The sequence below is a fragment of the Sphingobium nicotianae genome (genome assembly GCF_018603885.1).
Classification (GTDB): domain Bacteria; phylum Pseudomonadota; class Alphaproteobacteria; order Sphingomonadales; family Sphingomonadaceae; genus Sphingobium; species Sphingobium nicotianae.
The window spans coordinates 113,007-129,516 of sequence record NZ_JAHGAW010000004.1; the positions used below are offsets into that span (position 1 = coordinate 113,007).

Annotated in this window: 21 protein-coding genes; 14 read left to right on the forward strand and 7 right to left on the reverse strand. The window is 64.3% G+C overall.

Going from position 1 to position 16,510, the window contains the following annotated elements; all coding sequences use genetic code 11:
• Position 1 precedes the first annotated feature (1 nt).
• From rplR to KK488_RS07010, 6 genes are all read left to right on the forward strand, one after another.
• Complete coding sequence (gene rplR / locus KK488_RS06985) at positions 2-355, forward strand: 50S ribosomal protein L18 (protein WP_214622442.1); 354 nt, start codon at positions 2-4, stop codon at positions 353-355.
• A 2-nt stretch (positions 356-357) separates the two neighbouring features.
• Positions 358-1,086 (forward strand): 30S ribosomal protein S5, encoded by a 729-nt coding sequence (gene rpsE / locus KK488_RS06990; protein WP_250890152.1) that lies wholly within the window; start codon positions 358-360, stop codon positions 1,084-1,086.
• Positions 1,087-1,091: 5 nt separating this feature from the next.
• Positions 1,092-1,268: a 50S ribosomal protein L30 gene (rpmD, locus tag KK488_RS06995; protein WP_214622443.1), complete on the forward strand. Its 177-nt coding sequence runs from the start codon at positions 1,092-1,094 to the stop codon at positions 1,266-1,268.
• An 82-nt stretch (positions 1,269-1,350) separates the two neighbouring features.
• Positions 1,351-1,875: a 50S ribosomal protein L15 gene (rplO, locus tag KK488_RS07000; protein WP_214622444.1), complete on the forward strand. Its 525-nt coding sequence runs from the start codon at positions 1,351-1,353 to the stop codon at positions 1,873-1,875.
• Between the two features lie 223 nt (positions 1,876-2,098).
• Entirely contained in the window at positions 2,099-3,466 is a 1,368-nt protein-coding gene (secY, locus tag KK488_RS07005; protein ID WP_214622445.1) for a preprotein translocase subunit SecY, read from the forward strand.
• A gap of 65 nt (positions 3,467-3,531) precedes the next feature.
• Positions 3,532-4,185, forward strand: coding sequence for an adenylate kinase (locus tag KK488_RS07010; protein ID WP_214622446.1), 654 nt, complete (start codon positions 3,532-3,534; stop codon positions 4,183-4,185).
• A gap of 22 nt (positions 4,186-4,207) precedes the next feature.
• Here KK488_RS07010 and KK488_RS07015 read toward each other — a convergent pair whose 3' ends face one another.
• Both KK488_RS07015 and glf read right to left on the reverse strand, forming a co-directional pair.
• Complete coding sequence (locus tag KK488_RS07015; RefSeq protein WP_214622447.1) at positions 4,208-5,383, reverse strand: glycosyltransferase; 1,176 nt, start codon at positions 5,381-5,383, stop codon at positions 4,208-4,210.
• Complete coding sequence (glf, locus tag KK488_RS07020) at positions 5,380-6,528, reverse strand: UDP-galactopyranose mutase (protein ID WP_250890153.1); 1,149 nt, start codon at positions 6,526-6,528, stop codon at positions 5,380-5,382. The genes KK488_RS07015 and glf overlap by 4 nt, the downstream gene beginning before the upstream one ends.
• A gap of 309 nt (positions 6,529-6,837) precedes the next feature.
• On the opposite strand from glf, the gene KK488_RS07025 reads away from it, so the two are divergent.
• The 6 genes from KK488_RS07025 to KK488_RS07050 all read left to right on the forward strand — a co-directional run bounded on the left by KK488_RS07025 (position 6,838) and on the right by KK488_RS07050 (position 10,975).
• Positions 6,838-7,878 carry a glycosyltransferase 61 family protein gene (locus tag KK488_RS07025; protein WP_214622448.1) on the forward strand — a complete coding sequence of 347 codons (1,041 nt, stop codon included), beginning with the start codon at positions 6,838-6,840 and terminating at the stop codon, positions 7,876-7,878.
• 201 nt (positions 7,879-8,079) lie between these two features.
• A complete protein-coding gene (rpsM, locus tag KK488_RS07030; RefSeq protein ID WP_214622449.1) occupies positions 8,080-8,448 on the forward strand; it encodes a 30S ribosomal protein S13 in 369 nt (122 codons plus the stop codon).
• A gap of 118 nt (positions 8,449-8,566) precedes the next feature.
• Entirely contained in the window at positions 8,567-8,956 is a 390-nt protein-coding gene (gene rpsK / locus KK488_RS07035) for a 30S ribosomal protein S11 (protein ID WP_184475630.1), read from the forward strand.
• Between the two features lie 127 nt (positions 8,957-9,083).
• Positions 9,084-10,151, forward strand: a complete 1,068-nt coding sequence (locus tag KK488_RS07040) for a DNA-directed RNA polymerase subunit alpha (protein ID WP_214622450.1) — start codon at positions 9,084-9,086, stop codon at positions 10,149-10,151.
• A gap of 139 nt (positions 10,152-10,290) precedes the next feature.
• A complete protein-coding gene (locus KK488_RS07045) occupies positions 10,291-10,533 on the forward strand; it encodes a type II toxin-antitoxin system Phd/YefM family antitoxin (protein ID WP_214622451.1) in 243 nt (80 codons plus the stop codon).
• A 16-nt stretch (positions 10,534-10,549) separates the two neighbouring features.
• Positions 10,550-10,975, forward strand: coding sequence for a type II toxin-antitoxin system VapC family toxin (locus KK488_RS07050; RefSeq protein ID WP_214622452.1), 426 nt, complete (start codon positions 10,550-10,552; stop codon positions 10,973-10,975).
• 607 nt (positions 10,976-11,582) lie between these two features.
• On the opposite strand, the gene KK488_RS07055 is transcribed toward KK488_RS07050, so the two are convergent.
• Positions 11,583-12,323: a PIN domain-containing protein gene (locus tag KK488_RS07055; RefSeq protein ID WP_214622453.1), complete on the reverse strand. Its 741-nt coding sequence runs from the start codon at positions 12,321-12,323 to the stop codon at positions 11,583-11,585.
• 216 nt (positions 12,324-12,539) lie between these two features.
• Here KK488_RS07055 and KK488_RS07060 point away from each other — a divergent pair, with 216 nt between their 5' ends.
• Both KK488_RS07060 and KK488_RS07065 read left to right on the forward strand, forming a co-directional pair.
• Positions 12,540-13,130: a hypothetical protein gene (locus KK488_RS07060; protein ID WP_214622454.1), complete on the forward strand. Its 591-nt coding sequence runs from the start codon at positions 12,540-12,542 to the stop codon at positions 13,128-13,130.
• A gap of 215 nt (positions 13,131-13,345) precedes the next feature.
• Positions 13,346-14,716 carry a terminase large subunit domain-containing protein gene (locus KK488_RS07065; protein ID WP_214622455.1) on the forward strand — a complete coding sequence of 457 codons (1,371 nt, stop codon included), beginning with the start codon at positions 13,346-13,348 and terminating at the stop codon, positions 14,714-14,716.
• Between the two features lie 60 nt (positions 14,717-14,776).
• Here KK488_RS07065 and KK488_RS07070 read toward each other — a convergent pair whose 3' ends face one another.
• The 4 genes from KK488_RS07070 to KK488_RS07085 form a co-directional block, all read right to left on the reverse strand.
• A complete protein-coding gene (locus KK488_RS07070) occupies positions 14,777-15,121 on the reverse strand; it encodes a hypothetical protein (RefSeq protein WP_250890154.1) in 345 nt (114 codons plus the stop codon).
• Between the two features lie 123 nt (positions 15,122-15,244).
• On the reverse strand, positions 15,245-15,601 hold the full coding sequence (locus tag KK488_RS07075; protein WP_214622456.1) for a response regulator: 357 nt from the start codon (positions 15,599-15,601) through the stop codon (positions 15,245-15,247).
• Positions 15,602-15,854: 253 nt separating this feature from the next.
• Positions 15,855-16,040 (reverse strand): hypothetical protein, encoded by a 186-nt coding sequence (locus KK488_RS07080; protein ID WP_214622457.1) that lies wholly within the window; start codon positions 16,038-16,040, stop codon positions 15,855-15,857.
• A gap of 35 nt (positions 16,041-16,075) precedes the next feature.
• Positions 16,076-16,333, reverse strand: a complete 258-nt coding sequence (locus KK488_RS07085) for a GlsB/YeaQ/YmgE family stress response membrane protein (RefSeq protein ID WP_214622458.1) — start codon at positions 16,331-16,333, stop codon at positions 16,076-16,078.
• Positions 16,334-16,510: the final 177 nt, after the last annotated feature.

A 16,510-nucleotide genomic window follows, 5' to 3' on the forward strand; every position in this document is an offset into this window, starting at 1 on the left:
CATGGCGAAACTCTCTCTCTTCGACCGGCGTACGCGCCGCGTCCGCACCGCGCTCAAGGCTCGCGCCGGCGGCAAGCCCCGCCTCAGCGTCCATCGCTCGGGCCGGCATATCTATGCCCAGATCATCGACGACGCAGCGGGCAAGACCCTCGCTGCCGCGTCGACCCTGGACAAGGACGTGCGCGGCAAGACCGGCGCGACGGCCGATGCGGCTGCTGATGTCGGCAAGCGCGTCGCGGCTGCCGCCACCAAGGCCGGCGTCACCAAGGTCGTGTTCGACCGCGGAGGCTTCCTTTTTCATGGCCGCGTGAAGGCGCTGGCCGACGCCGCCCGTGAGGGCGGACTGGAGTTCTGATCATGGCAGACGAAACCGAGATTGAGACCGGCACGGTGGCCGTCGAGGCGGAAGCGCCTGCAGCAACCGAGGCGCCCAGCGGCCGGGGCCGTGGCAATCGCGGCGGTCGCAACGACCGCGGCGGCGGTGATCGTGGCGGCCGCGGTGGTCGTCGTGATGACCGTCGTGGCGGCCGTGGCAACGACGATGATGGTGGCGAGGAGTTCATCGAGAAGCTCGTCCACATCAATCGCGTCTCCAAGACGGTGAAGGGCGGCAAGCGCTTCGGCTTCGCGGCGCTCGTCGTCGTGGGCGACGGCAAGGGCCGTGCCGGCTTCGGCCATGGCAAGGCGCGCGAAGTTCCCGAGGCGATCAGCAAAGCGACCGCCGCCGCCAAGAAGGCGATGGTTCGCGTTCCGCTCAAGGAAGGCCGCACGCTGCATCATGATGGCCTTGGCCATTTCGGTGCCGGCAAGGTGACGGTCCGCACGGCACCGCAGGGCACCGGCATCATCGCGGGCGGCCCGATGCGCGCCGTCTTCGAGAGCCTGGGCGTTGCCGACGTGGTGACCAAGTCCAACGGCACGTCCAACCCCTACAACATGATCCGGGCGACCTTCGCGGCGCTCACCGAGCAGACCAGCCCCAAGTCGGTCGCGCAGCGTCGCGGCAAGAAGGTTGCCGATCTGCTTCGTCGCGGTGGTGCCTCGGCAGAGCTCGCTGCGGCTGATGCCGAAGCGATTGCGGAGTAAGCGATATGGCCAAGATCAAGATCAAGCAGATCGGATCGCCGATCCGCCGTCCCGCCAAGCAGGAGCAGATCCTGATTGGCCTCGGGCTGGGCAAGATGCATCGCGTGGTTGAGCTGGAAGACACGGCGGAAGTCCGCGGTGCGATCCGCAAGCTTCCCCACATGGTGGCCATCGTAGAATAAGTGATTTTCCTCTCGCTCTCGGGCGAGAGGATTAGCGCGAACAGCGCCGGATTTCCCGGCCAGCGAAAGCGAGTGCAACGACATGAAACTGAACGAAATCAAGGATAATGATGGCGCCCGCAAGGGCCGGATGCGCGTTGGACGCGGCATCGGTTCGGGCAAGGGCAAGACCGCCGGTCGTGGCCAGAAGGGCGCCAAGGCGCGCTCGGGTGTAGCGATCAATGGCTTCGAGGGTGGCCAGATGCCGCTCCACATGCGCCTGCCGAAGCGCGGCTTCAACAATATCTTCGCCAAGGATTATGCGGTCGTGAACCTCGGCATGATCCAGAAGGCGATCGACGCCGGCAAGCTGGATGCCAAGGCGACTGTCGATCAGGCGGCGCTCCGTGCGGCCGGCATCTCGCGCGGCGGCGAGGACGGCGTGCGCCTGCTCGCCAAGGGCGAGATCACCGCGAAGGTCAGCTTCACGGTGGCTGGCGCATCCAAGTCGGCGATCGAAGCGATCGAGAAGGCCGGCGGTAAGGTCGAGCTGATCGAGGCGCGCGATCCCGCAGCGCTGGCTCAGGCCAAGAAGGGCACCGCGCAAGCGGCCCAGAAGAAGGCCTGATTTTTTGCAAATCGGTTGAAAGCATGACCCCGCTGTCCGATATGGGCCAGCGGGGTCATGCATATCTAGCGGGGGGAGTCATCGATTTCGCTCGCTGGCGTGTGAGTCAGGGGCCGATATGCGTCCGCGTTCGACAGGACGAGAGGTGGGCGCTATGGGATGACCCGGGTGAGTTTAGGCCGCGCGCAGTATCGCCGCGCAGTTGTGAAGGTTTAAGACGATCATGGCATCACGCGCCGACCAAGTGGCAGCCAATCTGAGCCTCGCCAATTTCGGCCAGGCAACCGAGCTCAAGAAGCGGCTGTGGTTCACCATAGGCGCGCTGATCGTGTTCCGCTTCCTTAGCTTCGTGCCGCTGCCGGGCGTCGACCCGACCGTGCTGGCGCAGCTCTATCGTCAGACGCAGGGCGGCATTCTCGACATCTTTAATACTTTCTCCGGCGGCTCGCTGCAGCGTATGAGCCTCATCGCGCTCGGCATCATGCCCTACATCACGGCGTCGATCGTGGTGCAACTTGGCTCCTCATTGTCACCGCAACTGGCTGCGCTGAAGAAGGAAGGCGAAGCGGGGCGCAAGAAGCTCAACCAATATACCCGCTTCGGCACCGTCGCGCTGACCGCGATCCAGGGGTATTTCATCGCCACCGGCCTCGAGAATTACGGCGCCCAGTCGGGCCTCCAGGCCGTGGTCGACCCGGGCATGCTGTTCCGCATGACGGCGGTCATTTCATTGATCGGCGGCACCATGTTCCTGATGTGGCTGGGCGAGCAGATCACCAGCCGGGGCATCGGCAACGGCGCCTCGCTGATCATCATGGCGGGCATCGTCGCCCAGCTTCCGGTGACGCTTGCCAATCTGTTCGAATCCGGGCGGACCGGCTCGATCTCGGGCCTGATCATCGTCGGCATCGTCGTCATCGGCCTCGGCCTCATCGCCGGAATCTGCTTCATGGAACGCGGCCAGCGCCGCGTGCTGATCCAGTATCCCAAGCGTCAGACCAAGCAGGGCATCATGCAGGCGGACCGCAGCCATCTGCCGCTCAAGATCAACACCGCGGGCGTGATTCCGCCGATCTTCGCGTCCTCGCTGCTGCTGCTGCCGCTGACCATCACCCAGTTCGCGGGTGCCAACACCGCGCCGGAAGGCTCTTTCTGGGGCGACACTGTGCTCGTCATCAACCAGTATCTCACCCACGGCCAGCCGCTCTACATGGCGCTCTATGGCCTGGGCATCATCTTCTTCTGCTTCTTCTACACGGCGGTCGTGTTCAATCCGGAGGAGACGGCGGAGAATCTGAAGCGGAACGGTGGCTTCATTCCCGGCATCCGGCCCGGCAAGAATACCGAGAATTATCTCGATTATGTGCTGACCCGCATCACTGTGGTCGGCGCGGCCTATCTGGCGGTGATCTGCCTCATTCCGGAATATCTGATCGCGCGCGCGGGCATCCCCTTCTATCTGGGCGGGACAAGCCTGCTCATCGTGGTCAACGTGACAGTCGATACTGTGACCCAGATTCAGAGCCACCTCATTGCGCATCAATATCGCGATCTCATCAAGAAGGCGCGGTTGAAGGGCAAGCTCCGCTAGGGCACAAGGACAGGCTCGACCGAGCGGCGCAGCGCCGCCGGCGCCATAACATTCGGGGGAGTGACATGAACATCATCCTGCTGGGACCGCCCGGCGCCGGCAAAGGGACGCAGGCGCAGAGTCTCGTTGCGGAGCGCAGCATGGTCCAGCTCTCCACCGGAGACATGCTGCGCGCCGCCGTGAAGGCCGGCACGCCGATCGGCCTCAAGGCCAAGGCCGTGATGGAAGCGGGCGAGCTTGTATCGGACGAGATCGTCTCGGGCATCATCGGCGAAGCACTGGACCAGCTGGCGCCCGAAACCGGCGTCATCTTCGACGGCTACCCGCGCACCGCACCGCAGGCCGAGAGTCTGGACGCACTGCTCGCCGCGCGTGGCCGCGTGCTCGATCATGTCATCGAACTGGAAGTCGATGAGGACGCGCTTGTCGACCGCATCACCGGTCGTTACACCTGCGCAACCTGCGGCGAGGGCTATCACGATCGCTACAAGCTGCCCAAGGTCGCGGGCGTCTGCGACAAGTGCGGCGGGACCGAGTTCAAGCGGCGCCCTGACGACAATGAGGAAACAGTGCGCACTCGCATGGCAGAATATCGTGCCAAGACCGCGCCGATCCTGCCGATCTACGATGCACGCGGGATCGTGAACAGGGTCGACGGCATGGCCGACATCGCGGATGTGGCGGCAGCGATCGCGAAGATCCTCGATAGCAGGACCTGAGCGACGCGCGGCGCGGCGAACGTCAGTCGGCGATGACGCCCGCAGCCTGCAGCACGCGCGCCACCCGACCGACGAACCAGCCGGGCGTCAGGCTCTCGAGCAACGCATCGCGCGCGTTCTGGACGATGCGTAGGCGCGCCTCGTCATCCGTTGCATAGCGGCGGCAGGCATCGGCCAGATCGGAAAAGTCCCACGCGCATGGCACATAGGTTTCACCGGGCACGAAGAGATTGGGCGCGGTTTCGATATGGCTCATGTCCGGCTTCACCACGAGGCAGCCGCATAGCACCGCCTCGAAATCCCGCCAGCAGAGCTCGCCATAGCCGAACGGGCTGACGCAAATCTTGCTGGAGAGCATCTCGCGATAATATTCGTCTTGGTCGACGCGAGCGGTCGGCACGGTCACGTTGAGCTCGCCTTCGAGCGCGGAAAGCTGGCGCGCGACTGGCTCGCGGAAAGCGTATATCCAGCTGTCGGGCGCCGCGGTCGCGCGGCCGCACACGTCGACGGGGCGATTGTCCAGATCCACGTCCGTCATGCGCTTTGCGAGATCGGCGATCTTGTCGTCGAGGCCGATATTCCAGCCGACCATGACACGCTCCGCCAGTGCCGGATCGATGGCGGGCGAGGTGGGTATCTCGTTGCCCGAAAAGTCGAAGCCCTGGGAGCGGGCGATGTAATCGGTGAGATTGCTCTTGCCGATGCGCGTGACGCCATAATCGGCGCGATCGGCATAGGCATGCTTCTTCACATAGAGATCGCTCGCCGCGAGGACGCCCGGCCACTGGATGCTGCTGTCGTCGTCGCCATCGAAATAGATGAGCGGAACCCCAGCGCCGGCAAGCCGGTCGTGCAGTTGCCGGGTAATCGCCACCGCCTCGTCGGCAGGCGTACGGAACCCCAGCTTCAGGCCGATTGCCGCAAAGCCAGCCAAGTCGCCCGGGCTCATCGCCAGTGCCGCCTCGATCGAAGCCGGTCGCGTGACCAGGCCCAGCGCCTTGCGCAGCGCGGCGGCGTGGCGCTCGAAGGGCGCGAACTGCTGCTCGCTGGTCATCACCCTGTCGTCGCTGACGAGGAGCAGGTGGATGGGGCGCGGATTCTGCCTGAATTGCCAGCCGACCGTCGCGGAGAGCGCGGACTGGCGATAGGCATATTGCCGCGCGAGCCGCTTGGCGACGGGCTTCAGTGCCGTCTTCATGCCTCTTTGGTCTCGACGAAGGCGCGGCGGAAGGTCGCCAGTGCCTGCCCGACCACCTGGTCCATGTTATAATAGCGATAGGTTGCGAGCCGGCCGACGAAGAGGACATTCTCCTCCGCGTTGGCGAGCTTGTCATACTCGCGGAACAGCTCCTGGTTCTCCGGTCGCGGGATCGGATAATAGGGATCGCCCTCGGCCGAGGGATATTCGTAGGTGATGCTGGTCGTGGGCGCGACCTGGCCGGTGAGGTGCTTATATTCGGTGATACGCGTGTAGGGCACGGCCTCATTCGGATAGTTCACCACACCGACGGGCTGGAACTGCTCCTGATCCACCATCTCGTGGCGGAACTGCAGCGAGCGATAGGGCAGCTTGCCGAGACGGAAATCGAAATATTCATCGACCGGGCCGGTGAAGACCATGCGGTCATAGTCGATCTTGCCGACCACATCCTTGTAGTCGGTGTCGAGCAGGATGCAGATGCGCGGATGATCGAGCATCTTCTCGAACATGGCAGTGTAGCCGTTGGCGGGCATCTGCTGGAACTTATCGCCGAAATAGCGGTCGTCCGTGTCGACACGGGTCGGCACGCGCGCCGTTACCGAGCGATCGAGCTCCGACGGGTCCAGGCCCCATTGCTTGCGGGTATAGCCGCGGAAGAACATCTCGTAGAGATGTTGCCCGACCTTCGAGACGACGACATCCTCCGAGGTACGGATCTCGTCGCGCGGCTCCGCCATGCCGGCCAGGAATTCCTCGGCCTCTTCGTCGGTCGACAGGCTCTTGCCGAAGATCATGTTGAGAGTCGTGCGATTGATCGGCATCGGCACCTGCTTCTCCTCGACCTGGGCGAGGACGCGGTGCTCATAGGGGCGCCAATCGGTGAAGCGGGAGAGATAGGCGAAGACGTCTTCGCTGTTGGTGTGGAAAATGTGCGGGCCGTAGCGATGGATGAGAATGCCCGAAGCGTCCTCATGATCGAAGGCATTGCCCGCGACATGCTCGCGCCGGTCGATCACCAGCACATTGAGCCCGGCCTCCTCCGCCATGCGCTCGGCCATGACCGAACCGGCGAAACCCGCGCCCACCACCAGCACGTCGTAGCGCTGCTGCGACGCGTCCTCGATCGTCTTCAGAATTCGCAATGCTGTCTCCCACAGGCATAAACAGTCGAAGCTGGGCGAGCCGAGCCTTACCTGGCGGAGCCTTACACTTGGGGCGTTACCAGGTCCATAACGCTTACTTTTCCAGCGGCCCAGTCATCGAGAAAATCCCGTCAGTCGTCGCCTTTTTCTTTCCGCAGTCTCATCGGAAGCGGTCTCTCGCATGACAATTGCCTGCCGTCGGGCCCTTTGATAGGGCACCGGCTGCCTTCATCTCACGACGACGCTCCGCGCTACCCTGTTTATTGTTCCTTATTGGCTGGCCTCATGGAATTTTTCCTTTCCCGATTGATGAACAGGATCCGGCCAGTCTCGTTCGCGTCGGCGGCGACATCCGTGCGGGAGATTGCGCCGGAAGTGCCGTCGGTTGGCAAGCGCGCTATTTTTCTTCCCGGGGAGTTCGAAGCCGTGCTCGGCTATCCTGAGGATGGCGATGCTCAGCTTGAATGGACGCGCATCAGCGGAGGTTCACATTTGCACAGAGCGACGGTCGAATACATGTTCGAGCCTGCGCACATTAAGAATATCACCCTGAAAGCAGGGCGCTATGTCGGGCGTTTTCCTTCCGTGCTTCCTGCGGCCCGATCTCATTTTGGCGAGGCTGATCCGATCCACTTCCGAGACGCTTTCCTCTCGACCAGCGGACTTTCGGGCCAGCAGTTCGGCCATTGGGTCCGGGATAGCCTCGTCAGCGAGCTCCATGGCCGCTCGCTCGGCCTGCCGTCGGTCGGGGTGGCGCGGAAGCTCTGGCCGCACGAACCGGCCTTTCGCGAGATGAGCGGCCTTGCCTGCCGCTATCTCTGGGAAGCGCGGTTCGACAGGCTGATCCTTCTGCATGACATGGGGCATAATCATTATTGGGAACGTCGTTTCATGGAATTGCGGCAGACGTTGCGAGACAGGGCGGCGTTTATGCCGGGGCAATCAGCGGGGTCGCACATCTATCTTTCGCGCGGTGCCGGTGCGCGCCCGCGCGATCCGGCCAATCTCGCGCTGATCCAAGCCATGCTGGAGGATCTAGGGTTCCGCACGGTGGTTCCGTCCTCGCTTTCCGCTCAGGAGATCGCTGTCGCGGTGCGGGATGCGGAAATGGTGGTGAGCGCAGAGGGATCCCACCTGAACCATCTCCACTTCTTTGCGCCCGATGCGCTGAAGCTGCTCGTCCTGCAGGATCCCCACCGCTTCTATGCCTATCACAAGGGATTGGTGGATTTTTATGATGGGACGTTTGGATTCATTGTCGGACGCCCCGAACCGGACACGCCGGATCGCTTCAGGATTGATCTTGAAAATCTGAAGAGGACAATCCATTTACTCGACGGCGCATCGTAGAAGCGATGCGAATAGCGCGCAAAAGCGGCTTCTCTTGCAGTTGACAGACTCGCCGACTCGCGCTAACGCCCGCCGATCCCGAGACGATAGGTCAAACGGCAGCGCATGAAGGCGCCCGCCGTCCTTTTTGCGTCCTGGGGCAAGTGAAGCGTTGAGATGGGCCGTTCGCCACAGCGTCCCGTGGAGCAGGAGAAAGTTTTTATGGCGCGTATTGCAGGCGTTAATATTCCGACGAACAAGCGCGTGATCATCGCGCTGACCTATATCCATGGGATCGGGCCCAAGACGGCCGAGACCATCACCAAGAAGCTGGGCATCGAAGAGAGCCGCCGCGTGCAGGATCTCACCGACGCCGAAGTGCTGCAGATCCGCGAGACCATCGACGGCGGCATCACGGTCGAGGGCGACCTGCGTCGCCAGACCGCGATGAACATCAAGCGCCTGATGGACCTGGCCTGCTACCGTGGCCTGCGCCACCGCAAGGGCCTCCCCGTCCGCGGCCAGCGCACGCACACCAATGCGCGCACCCGCAAGGGCAAGGCCAAGCCGATCGCCGGCAAGAAGAAGTAAGCCGCAAGGCCCAGCTTCTCCTCCGCCGAACCGGGCGGGCGCCAGCGCCACACACAAGAGGCCGCACGACGCTCCCCCGCTCAGCCAGCACCACGTTTTCGAGTAGGAATATCAGCAGATGGCACGGGAACCCCAGCGTATTCGCAGGCGCGAACGCAAGAACATCTCGGCCGGCGTCGCGCATGTGAACGCCAGCTTCAACAACACCATGGTCACCATCACCGACGCGCAGGGCAATGCGATCAGCTGGTCCAGCGCCGGCATGATGGGCTTCAAGGGCAGCCGCAAGTCGACGCCCTATGCCGCGCAGGTCTGCGCCGAGGATGCCGGCCGCAAGGCGGCGGAGCACGGCGTGCGTACCCTCGAGGTCGAAGTCAAAGGCCCCGGTTCGGGCCGCGAATCCGCGCTGCGCGCGCTCCAGGCGGTGGGCTTCACCATCACCTCGATCCGCGACGTGACGCCGATCCCGCACAACGGCGTGCGCCCCAGCAAGCGCCGCCGCGTCTGACGAACCCGCCGGACCGCGCGGCGCCCGAACAGGGGAACCAAGCGAACCGGATCGTTTTGTAAGGCCGAGGCGGGATCAGGACCAGCGCTGACCAATCCCACCTCCGCCCAAACCCCAGGGGAAATACATGACTGTCAATATCAAGAACTGGCAGGAATTGAAGAAGCCCAACAGCCTTGAGCTCAAGGCCAGCGGCGACCCGAAGCGGCGCGCGACGTTCGTCGCCGAGCCGCTCGAGCGGGGCTTCGGCCTGACGCTCGGCAACGCGCTGCGGCGCGTTTTGCTCTCCTCGCTGCAGGGCGCGGCGGTCACCTCGATCAAGATCGAGAATGTGCTGCATGAATTCTCTTCGCTCGCCGGCGTGCGCGAGGACGTCACCGACATCGTCCTCAACGTCAAGCAGATCGCGCTCAAGATGGAAGGCGACGGCCCCCGCCGCCTGCAGCTCAGCGCGACCGGCCCGGCCGAGGTGAAGGCCGGCGACATCGCCGTGACCGGCGACATCGCGGTGATGAACCCGGATCTGGTGATCTGCCACCTCGACGAGGGCGCCAGCTTCAACATGGAGCTGACCGCCGACATCGGGAAGGGCTATGTGCCCGCGGTCAACAACCGCCCGGCCGACGCGCCGATCGGCCTGATCCCGGTCGACGCGCTCTACTCGCCCGTGCGCCAGGTGGCCTACAAGGTCGAGAATGCGCGCATCGGCCAGGAGCTGGACTATGACAAGCTGAACCTGACGGTCGAGACCGACGGCACGGTGACGCCCGAGGACGCGGTGGCCTATGCCGCGCGCATCCTGCAGGACCAGCTGCAGCTGTTCGTCCACTTCGAGGATGCGCTGCCCAGCGCGATGCCGTCGAGCGGCGGCCATGCCGGCGCGGCCGGCGGCGAGGCGGACGAGGGCGACACCAACCAGATCAACCGCTACCTGCTCAAGAAGGTGGACGAGCTGGAGCTCTCGGTGCGCAGCGCCAACTGCCTCAAGAACGACAACATCATCTATATCGGCGACCTCGTCCAGAAGACCGAGGCCGAGATGCTCCGCACGCCGAACTTCGGCCGCAAGAGCCTCAACGAGATCAAGGAAGTGCTCTCGAGCATGGGCCTGCGGCTGGGCATGGACATCCCGGGCTGGCCGCCGGAGAATATCGAGGAGATCGCCAAGAAGCTCGAGCAGGAATTGCTGGGGTAAAGCCTTCGGGTCAAAGTGGTACTTTGACCCGGTTGGAGCTTGGAGGATGCAAGGAGCCCCTGCCGGAAGGCGGGGGCTTTTTTTTGACGCTCATCCGCTATATGGTCATCTGGTTGACCATCTTGCGGCGGAGGATCTCTTGGACAGCTACAGCATCGCCGACGCCAAGGCGCACCTCTCCGAACTCATCGACAAGGTGATGGCCGGGGAGAGCGTGGAAATCACGCGGCGCGGCAAGACGGTGGCGCGCGTCATCCCGGCGGATCGCAAAGGGCCGCCGCTGGACGTCGAGCGGCTGCGGCGGCTGACCGCGGCGCAATCGGTGCAGAGGGAAGGCGCCGGGGCGTTCATCCGGCGGCTGCGCGACGCCGACCGCTATTGAGCGGGCGCGATCCGGCGTGACGTTGCTCTATCTGGATACCTCGGCCATCGTGCCGGCCTTCATTCGGGAGCCGGCAACGGAGCGGGTGCATGCCCTGATCGCGGAGCGCGGGGGCGAGGCGATGGCGATCAGCCAATGGACGCTGACGGAGTTCTCCAGCGCGCTGGCGCTCAAGGCCCGCATGGGCGCGATCAGCGAAGAGATCCTGATCGCCGCCCTCGCCGAGTGGCGGCTGTTCACACAGGCCCTGCGCAGCCTGCCGATCGAGGAAAGCATCTTTCGGGAGGCCGCGTCGCTCTGCCAGCGGCGCGACCTCGGCCTGCGCGCCGGGGATGCGCTGCATCTGGCCGTTGCGATGGCGAACGGCTGCGCGCTCGTCACGCTGGACGAGCAGATGGCGAAGGCGGCGCTGGCGCTGGGGGTGGTGGTGGTCGAAGTCTGAGGGCGCGTGTATTCTCGGCATGCCGAACTTGGGCGCAATAGCCTCGACGAGATCGAGCAGGGGCTTTTGGGATAAGGCGAATTGCCTTGTATGGGATCAAAGGGCCCTCGCCGAAAAGCGGGGGCTTCTTTTCTTATCTACCATGTAGGCTGGATGGCATATCGTGCCAAAAGCCTGTCAAGTTGCTCATCAAAAACTGGTCTATCACGTTCAAACCCTAAGGCATTCCAATCTTGGGGTAGCTCCTCGTGTCTCTTGGATCGATAAAGTCCTGGCGCGGCGATTCTCGCAAGCAGGACCGCAGCATCCCATGGCATGCGCCTCATCATGTTGCCCTCCACTTTTGCAAAAACCGCGCCCGCTAGCGCCAGGCCAGAAGTCAAAGTCGGAGGCGCAACACCAACAAGTTGCGAGCAAGAATTCCAAGTTTTTGGGCTGAGTTGGTAGGGCCCAAATGTAATCAAATGAACATAACCGGCCCATGAATCTGGTCCGTTCAGAGAGAGGGCGAGTGACGTGTCCGGCGAGGTTGTGAGCTGCCGCTGTTTCGCTGATCTTGATTGGGAAGTGCCGCCTAATTGACGGGCTTTGAGCGTTATCGTTGTGTCTAACCAACTGAATAGTTGAGAAGCGCCGCGAATGGTATGCCGCGCTCAAGAACGAATGGAAGACGAATGGGCGCACTACCGTCCCAAGGAATGTATACGAAAGCTGAAATGGAACCGTCGTAGATGAGAGTGCCGAGCGAAGGGTGGAACCAAAGCGTAAATTTTGCGCGCCATGATGTTAAGTAACTAGGGTTAAAAGTTGCTTTAATAAGGATATGACCGTCGGCTGCGAAGCATGTGCCGAGCGATAGTAACCACTGCTGGGTTTTTTCATCTGAAAACTCCCAAAGCTGTTCGCGAAGGGAGCGGCCGTGAACGTGAGATCTATCTAATTCTAGCAAAAGAGGAGTGTCGTCAGTTAGCACGTAGCCATCAATATCGATTGCGGCGCGCGCTAAATGACGATCGCATGGATTAACGCCGGGGAAATCATTCCCGGAGTCCAGCATCATTATCTGGCTACCTTCTATAGATTTTTTAAGGACATCAAAAATTTCCTCATAATTGTCGCGGCTTTTCTCAAGAGTCTTCCGGCATTCTTCCAAAACGGTTTTGGTAATATAGAGAGTATATCCTTCCGATATTAGCCTCCCCAAAACGTGAATCGGGCCATCCAAAAATAAGAAGAAATAAAGAATAATATTGGCATCAAGTATCACGCGATTTGGCAATCCGGTGTTTGGTCTGTGTGTAACTATCTCAGGGGACTGATCTCCAAAATATCGTGGATTGAAGTCCATATTTCATCTCATTAAATTATTAACAGGCAGCTCTGAGAGAATGATATACCAAACCTTCTTTGTGGCAACTCATTGGAATGATCCTTGTTCTGGTGGTCCCGACTGCCCTTGACATCGTCACGCTGATCTGGTACAAAACAGGAACATTGCGAGTCCTGCCTCTTTGACCTGGGGCGCCGCTCGCGCTGCATTTCTCAACAGATCAGGATCATCCCCATGGGCAAGGAGCTCGCGGTGCCGTCACCGCTGGCTGGTCGCGTCGTGCGTCCGGCGATTAACGGCAAGACCAAGATCATCGACACCACGGGCAAGCGCTGGTCCGAGCGGGCCGAGCGCGTGTTCCTGGAGATGCTGGCGGCGACGTGCAACGTGCGGCTGGCGGCGCGGGAGGTCGGCTTCTCGACCGTGGCGATCTACAGGCGCCGGCTGCGCTATCCGGCCTTCGCGGCGCTCTGGGCCGAGGCGATGGAGCATGGCTATGCGCGGATCGAGGCGCAGCTCGTCGAGCGGGCGACGGACAGCGTCGTGCGGCTGGAGCTGGACGGCGACTGGGAGCAGGCGGGCGAGCCGCTCAGCAATGCCGAGATGATGAACCTGCTGCGGCTGCATCGCGCCTCCGTGCGTGGCGGCAAGGCGCAGCATTATGACGCGAACCGCAAGGCGCCGACGCTGGATGCGGTGCGCGCGAGCATCCTGCGCAAGATCGAGGCGATCGAGCGCTGGGATGCGCGCGAGGCGGCGAAGCGGGCGGCGAAGGAGGCGGCTGTGGCGGTGGCGGGGGAGGAGGCCGGGGGAGCCGGGGTATAGGGAAGCGGGGCCTGCCTGCATAGGCGGGCGGTCCCCTCCCGCAGGCGGGAGGGGTTAGGGGTGGGGCATTGGACGGTGATGCCGCAGTGCCCACCCCCCGGCCCCCTTCCGCTTGCGGGAGGGGGAGCGGAAGCGTCGATTGCGGACGGCTCCGGGGAGAGGGGCCTGGGCGCGCGCTGGGGCGGTTTCGTGCTCCCGAAATCATGGAGGCAGGCATGAACTTCATCCGCGAGATCTTCGCGGCGCGGCTGCGCACGGCGGAGAAGCGCGCGCGCGTGCTCGGCGGGCTGAACGACGGCGAGCGCGACGTCTGGCAGAGCGCGTGGCGGGAGTGGGCGCATGCCGGGCAGGTGCCGCCGCCGGGCGACTGGCGGACCTGGGTGCTGATGGCGGGGCGCGGCTTCGGCAAGACGCGGGCGGGGGCGCAGTGGGTCGCCGCCATGGTGCGGGCGGCGGCGGCGGCGGGCGACGGGGCGGCGGGGGCGGGCGAGCCGCTGCGCATCGCCCTGGTGGCGGCGACGGCGGACGAGGCGCGGCGCATCATGGTCGAGGGGCGCAGCGGCATCCTGGCGATCGCGGCGGAGGCCGGGGCGGGCGCGGGGCGCGACGTGCAGGCGCGGCCGCGCTTCGAGCCGAGCCGGCAGCGGGTGATCTGGCCGTGCGGGGCGGAGGCGGCGCTCTTCTCCGGCGCCAATCCGGAGGCGCTGCGCGGGCCGGAGCATCATTATGCCTGGTGCGACGAGCTGGCGAAATGGCGGCATCCGGAGGAGACATGGGACATGCTGCAGCTCGGCCTGCGCGCCGGCGAGCGGCCGCGCGCGCTGGTGACGACGACGCCGCGGGAGGGCAGCGCGGTGCTGACGCGCATCCTGGCGATGGCGGACACGGTGAAGACCGGCGGGGCGAGCGGGGTCAATCCGCACCTGCCGGACGCCTGGCTGGCGGCGGTGACGGCCGAGTATGGCGACACGCGGCTCGGGCGGCAGGAGCTGGGCGGCGAGCTGATCGCGGATCTGCGCGGGACGCTGTGGCCGGCGGCGCTGATCGAGGCGAGCCGGGGGGCGGCGGTGGAGCCGGCGGCGCTGGTGCGCGTGGTGATCGGCGTCGATCCGCCGGCGAGCGCGGCGGGCGTGTGCGGCATCGTGGCGTGCGGGCTGGACGGGCGCGGCATCGGCCATGTGCTGGCGGACGAGACGGTGGAAGGGCGCTCGCCCGACGGCTGGGCGCGGGCGGTCGCGGCGGCGGCGGAGCGACATGGGGCGGACCGGGTGATCGCCGAGGGCAATCAGGGCGGCGATATGGTGCGCAGCGTGCTGGCGAGCGCGGGGCTGCGCATGGCGGTGACGCTGGTCAGCGCAACGCGGAGCAAGGCGGCGCGGGCCGAGCCGGCCGCTGGCCTGTTCGAGGCTGGGCGGGCGCGCTTCGCCGGGCGCTTCCCGGTGCTCGAAGCGCAGCTCGCCGGGCTGATCGCGGGCGGCGGCTATGAGGGGCCGGGGCGATCACCCGACCGGGCCGACGCGATGGTCTGGGCGCTGCATGCGCTGATGCTGGCGCCGGGCGGGGCGCCCTCGGTGCGGGTGCCGTAGCGGCGGCCGGGCGCGTGGGGGCGCGCCCGGCCGTCCGACGCCCGTTCGACGGGCGTGCGGTCAGTGCGGGCGGCTGGCCTTGCCGTCCGAATAGTCGATCGGCTCGGGCGTGCGGAAATCGTTCGCGGTCGGCGGGTCGCTGGTCGGGAAGCTCTCGTCCGAAGCCTGGTCGAGCGCGTCCCAATCCTCGCCATCCTCGTCGCGGATGTGCTCGGGGCCGGCATCGCGGACCTGGACGGGGCTGTCCTTGTGAGCGCCGGTGCCGGCGAAGGCGGCGGCGGGCGCGTCCTGCGGCTGGCGGCCGCGCCACGCCCGCCAGATCAGCAGGCCCGCGCCAGCCAGCGCGCCGGCGCCCGCCAGCAATCCAAGGGCCAATCCATTTCTCGCATAAGGGGCGGTTTTCATGGGTCCTCCGGGACGGGCGCGAAGGGCGCGCCCTGTCAGAGGCAGAACCGCCGGGCGGGGCAATCGTTCCGTGGGGCGCGATGATCGTCTGGCCGGTCACGCTGCCGGAAGCGACGGCGGCGGTCATCCATGCTGGCCGCACAGGGCCTCGATGGCGCCTTTCAGCTGGGCGAGCGTATAGGGCTTCTGGAGAAAGGCCTCGCCCGGATAGACGACCGGCACCATCACGGGGCCATGCCCGGTCGAATAGATGACGGGGATCTTGAGGTCCGCGCAGCGCTCCGCCACGACGAGGCCGTTCTGGTCACCGAGCTGGAGATCCACGATGGCCAGGTGAAACCGCGCCTCCTCCAGGGAGGAAAGGCCCTGCTCGACGCTCCCGGCGATCGTGACATCCTCGATTCCGAGCTCCAGCAGCATCGTCGAGATCGCCGTCGCGACGATCGGCGTGTCCTCCACGATCAGAACGTTTCCGGGCATTGCGGTTTCGGCCCGACCATCCCCCTTCGCTGTGACGGACATTATTTTCCTGTCCTGTGATGATGATGGCCAGCGAGCTGGTCAGCCCCCCGGCTCCGCAGAGGGGGTGGGCAAGTTGGGGGTGGCTCCGACTGCGCTCCCACACACCGTCGAAGCCACCTTTCGCCAACGCGAGGGTTAGTGTTGGCGAAACCGATCTGCGTCCCCTCGACCGTGTCGGCCGATTCTCCGCGCCGCCGCCCGCGTGCGTCGGCTATTTCTTCGCCGCGTCGCCGACGTCCTTCGCCGCGTCGCCAACGGCCTGGGCGGCGCCGGTCACGGCATTGTCCTTGTTCTGCTGGCTCTGGTAGAACATGAACCCGACGGCGGCGGCGATCAGCACGGCGATCGCGAGGACGATCAAGCCGAGGTTCGAGCTTGAACTGCTATTGTCTGCCATGATGGCCTCCTCTCTCTGACCGATCTGCGGCGTCGTTAGCGCAGCGTGCCGCGGCGCAGCAGGTTGACGATGCCGAGCAACACAACGGCACCGAGCAGCGAGACCGCAAAGGTCTCGATCGTGAGGGGCGCGTTGTTGATCTCGCCACGCGCCAGGAGAAGGCCGCCCAGGAAGGCCCCGACGATCCCGACGATGATGTTGAGGAAAATGCCCTGCTGCGCGTCGGTGCGCATGATCAGGCTCGCAAGCCATCCCACCACGCCTCCGATGATCAGCCACATGATAATACCCATAGCGCGACTCCCTTTTGTGAGACTCAGCGAACGGGCGAACGCGCAATGAGTTCCACGCGATGTCATGTGTAAATTGGAATACAGCCGGAATAAGATGGATGATCGCCGAAAGTCTGCGCGTTCATGCGCAAAATCATCGGGTGCTGCGAGATAAATATTACTAAAGATATATATCCA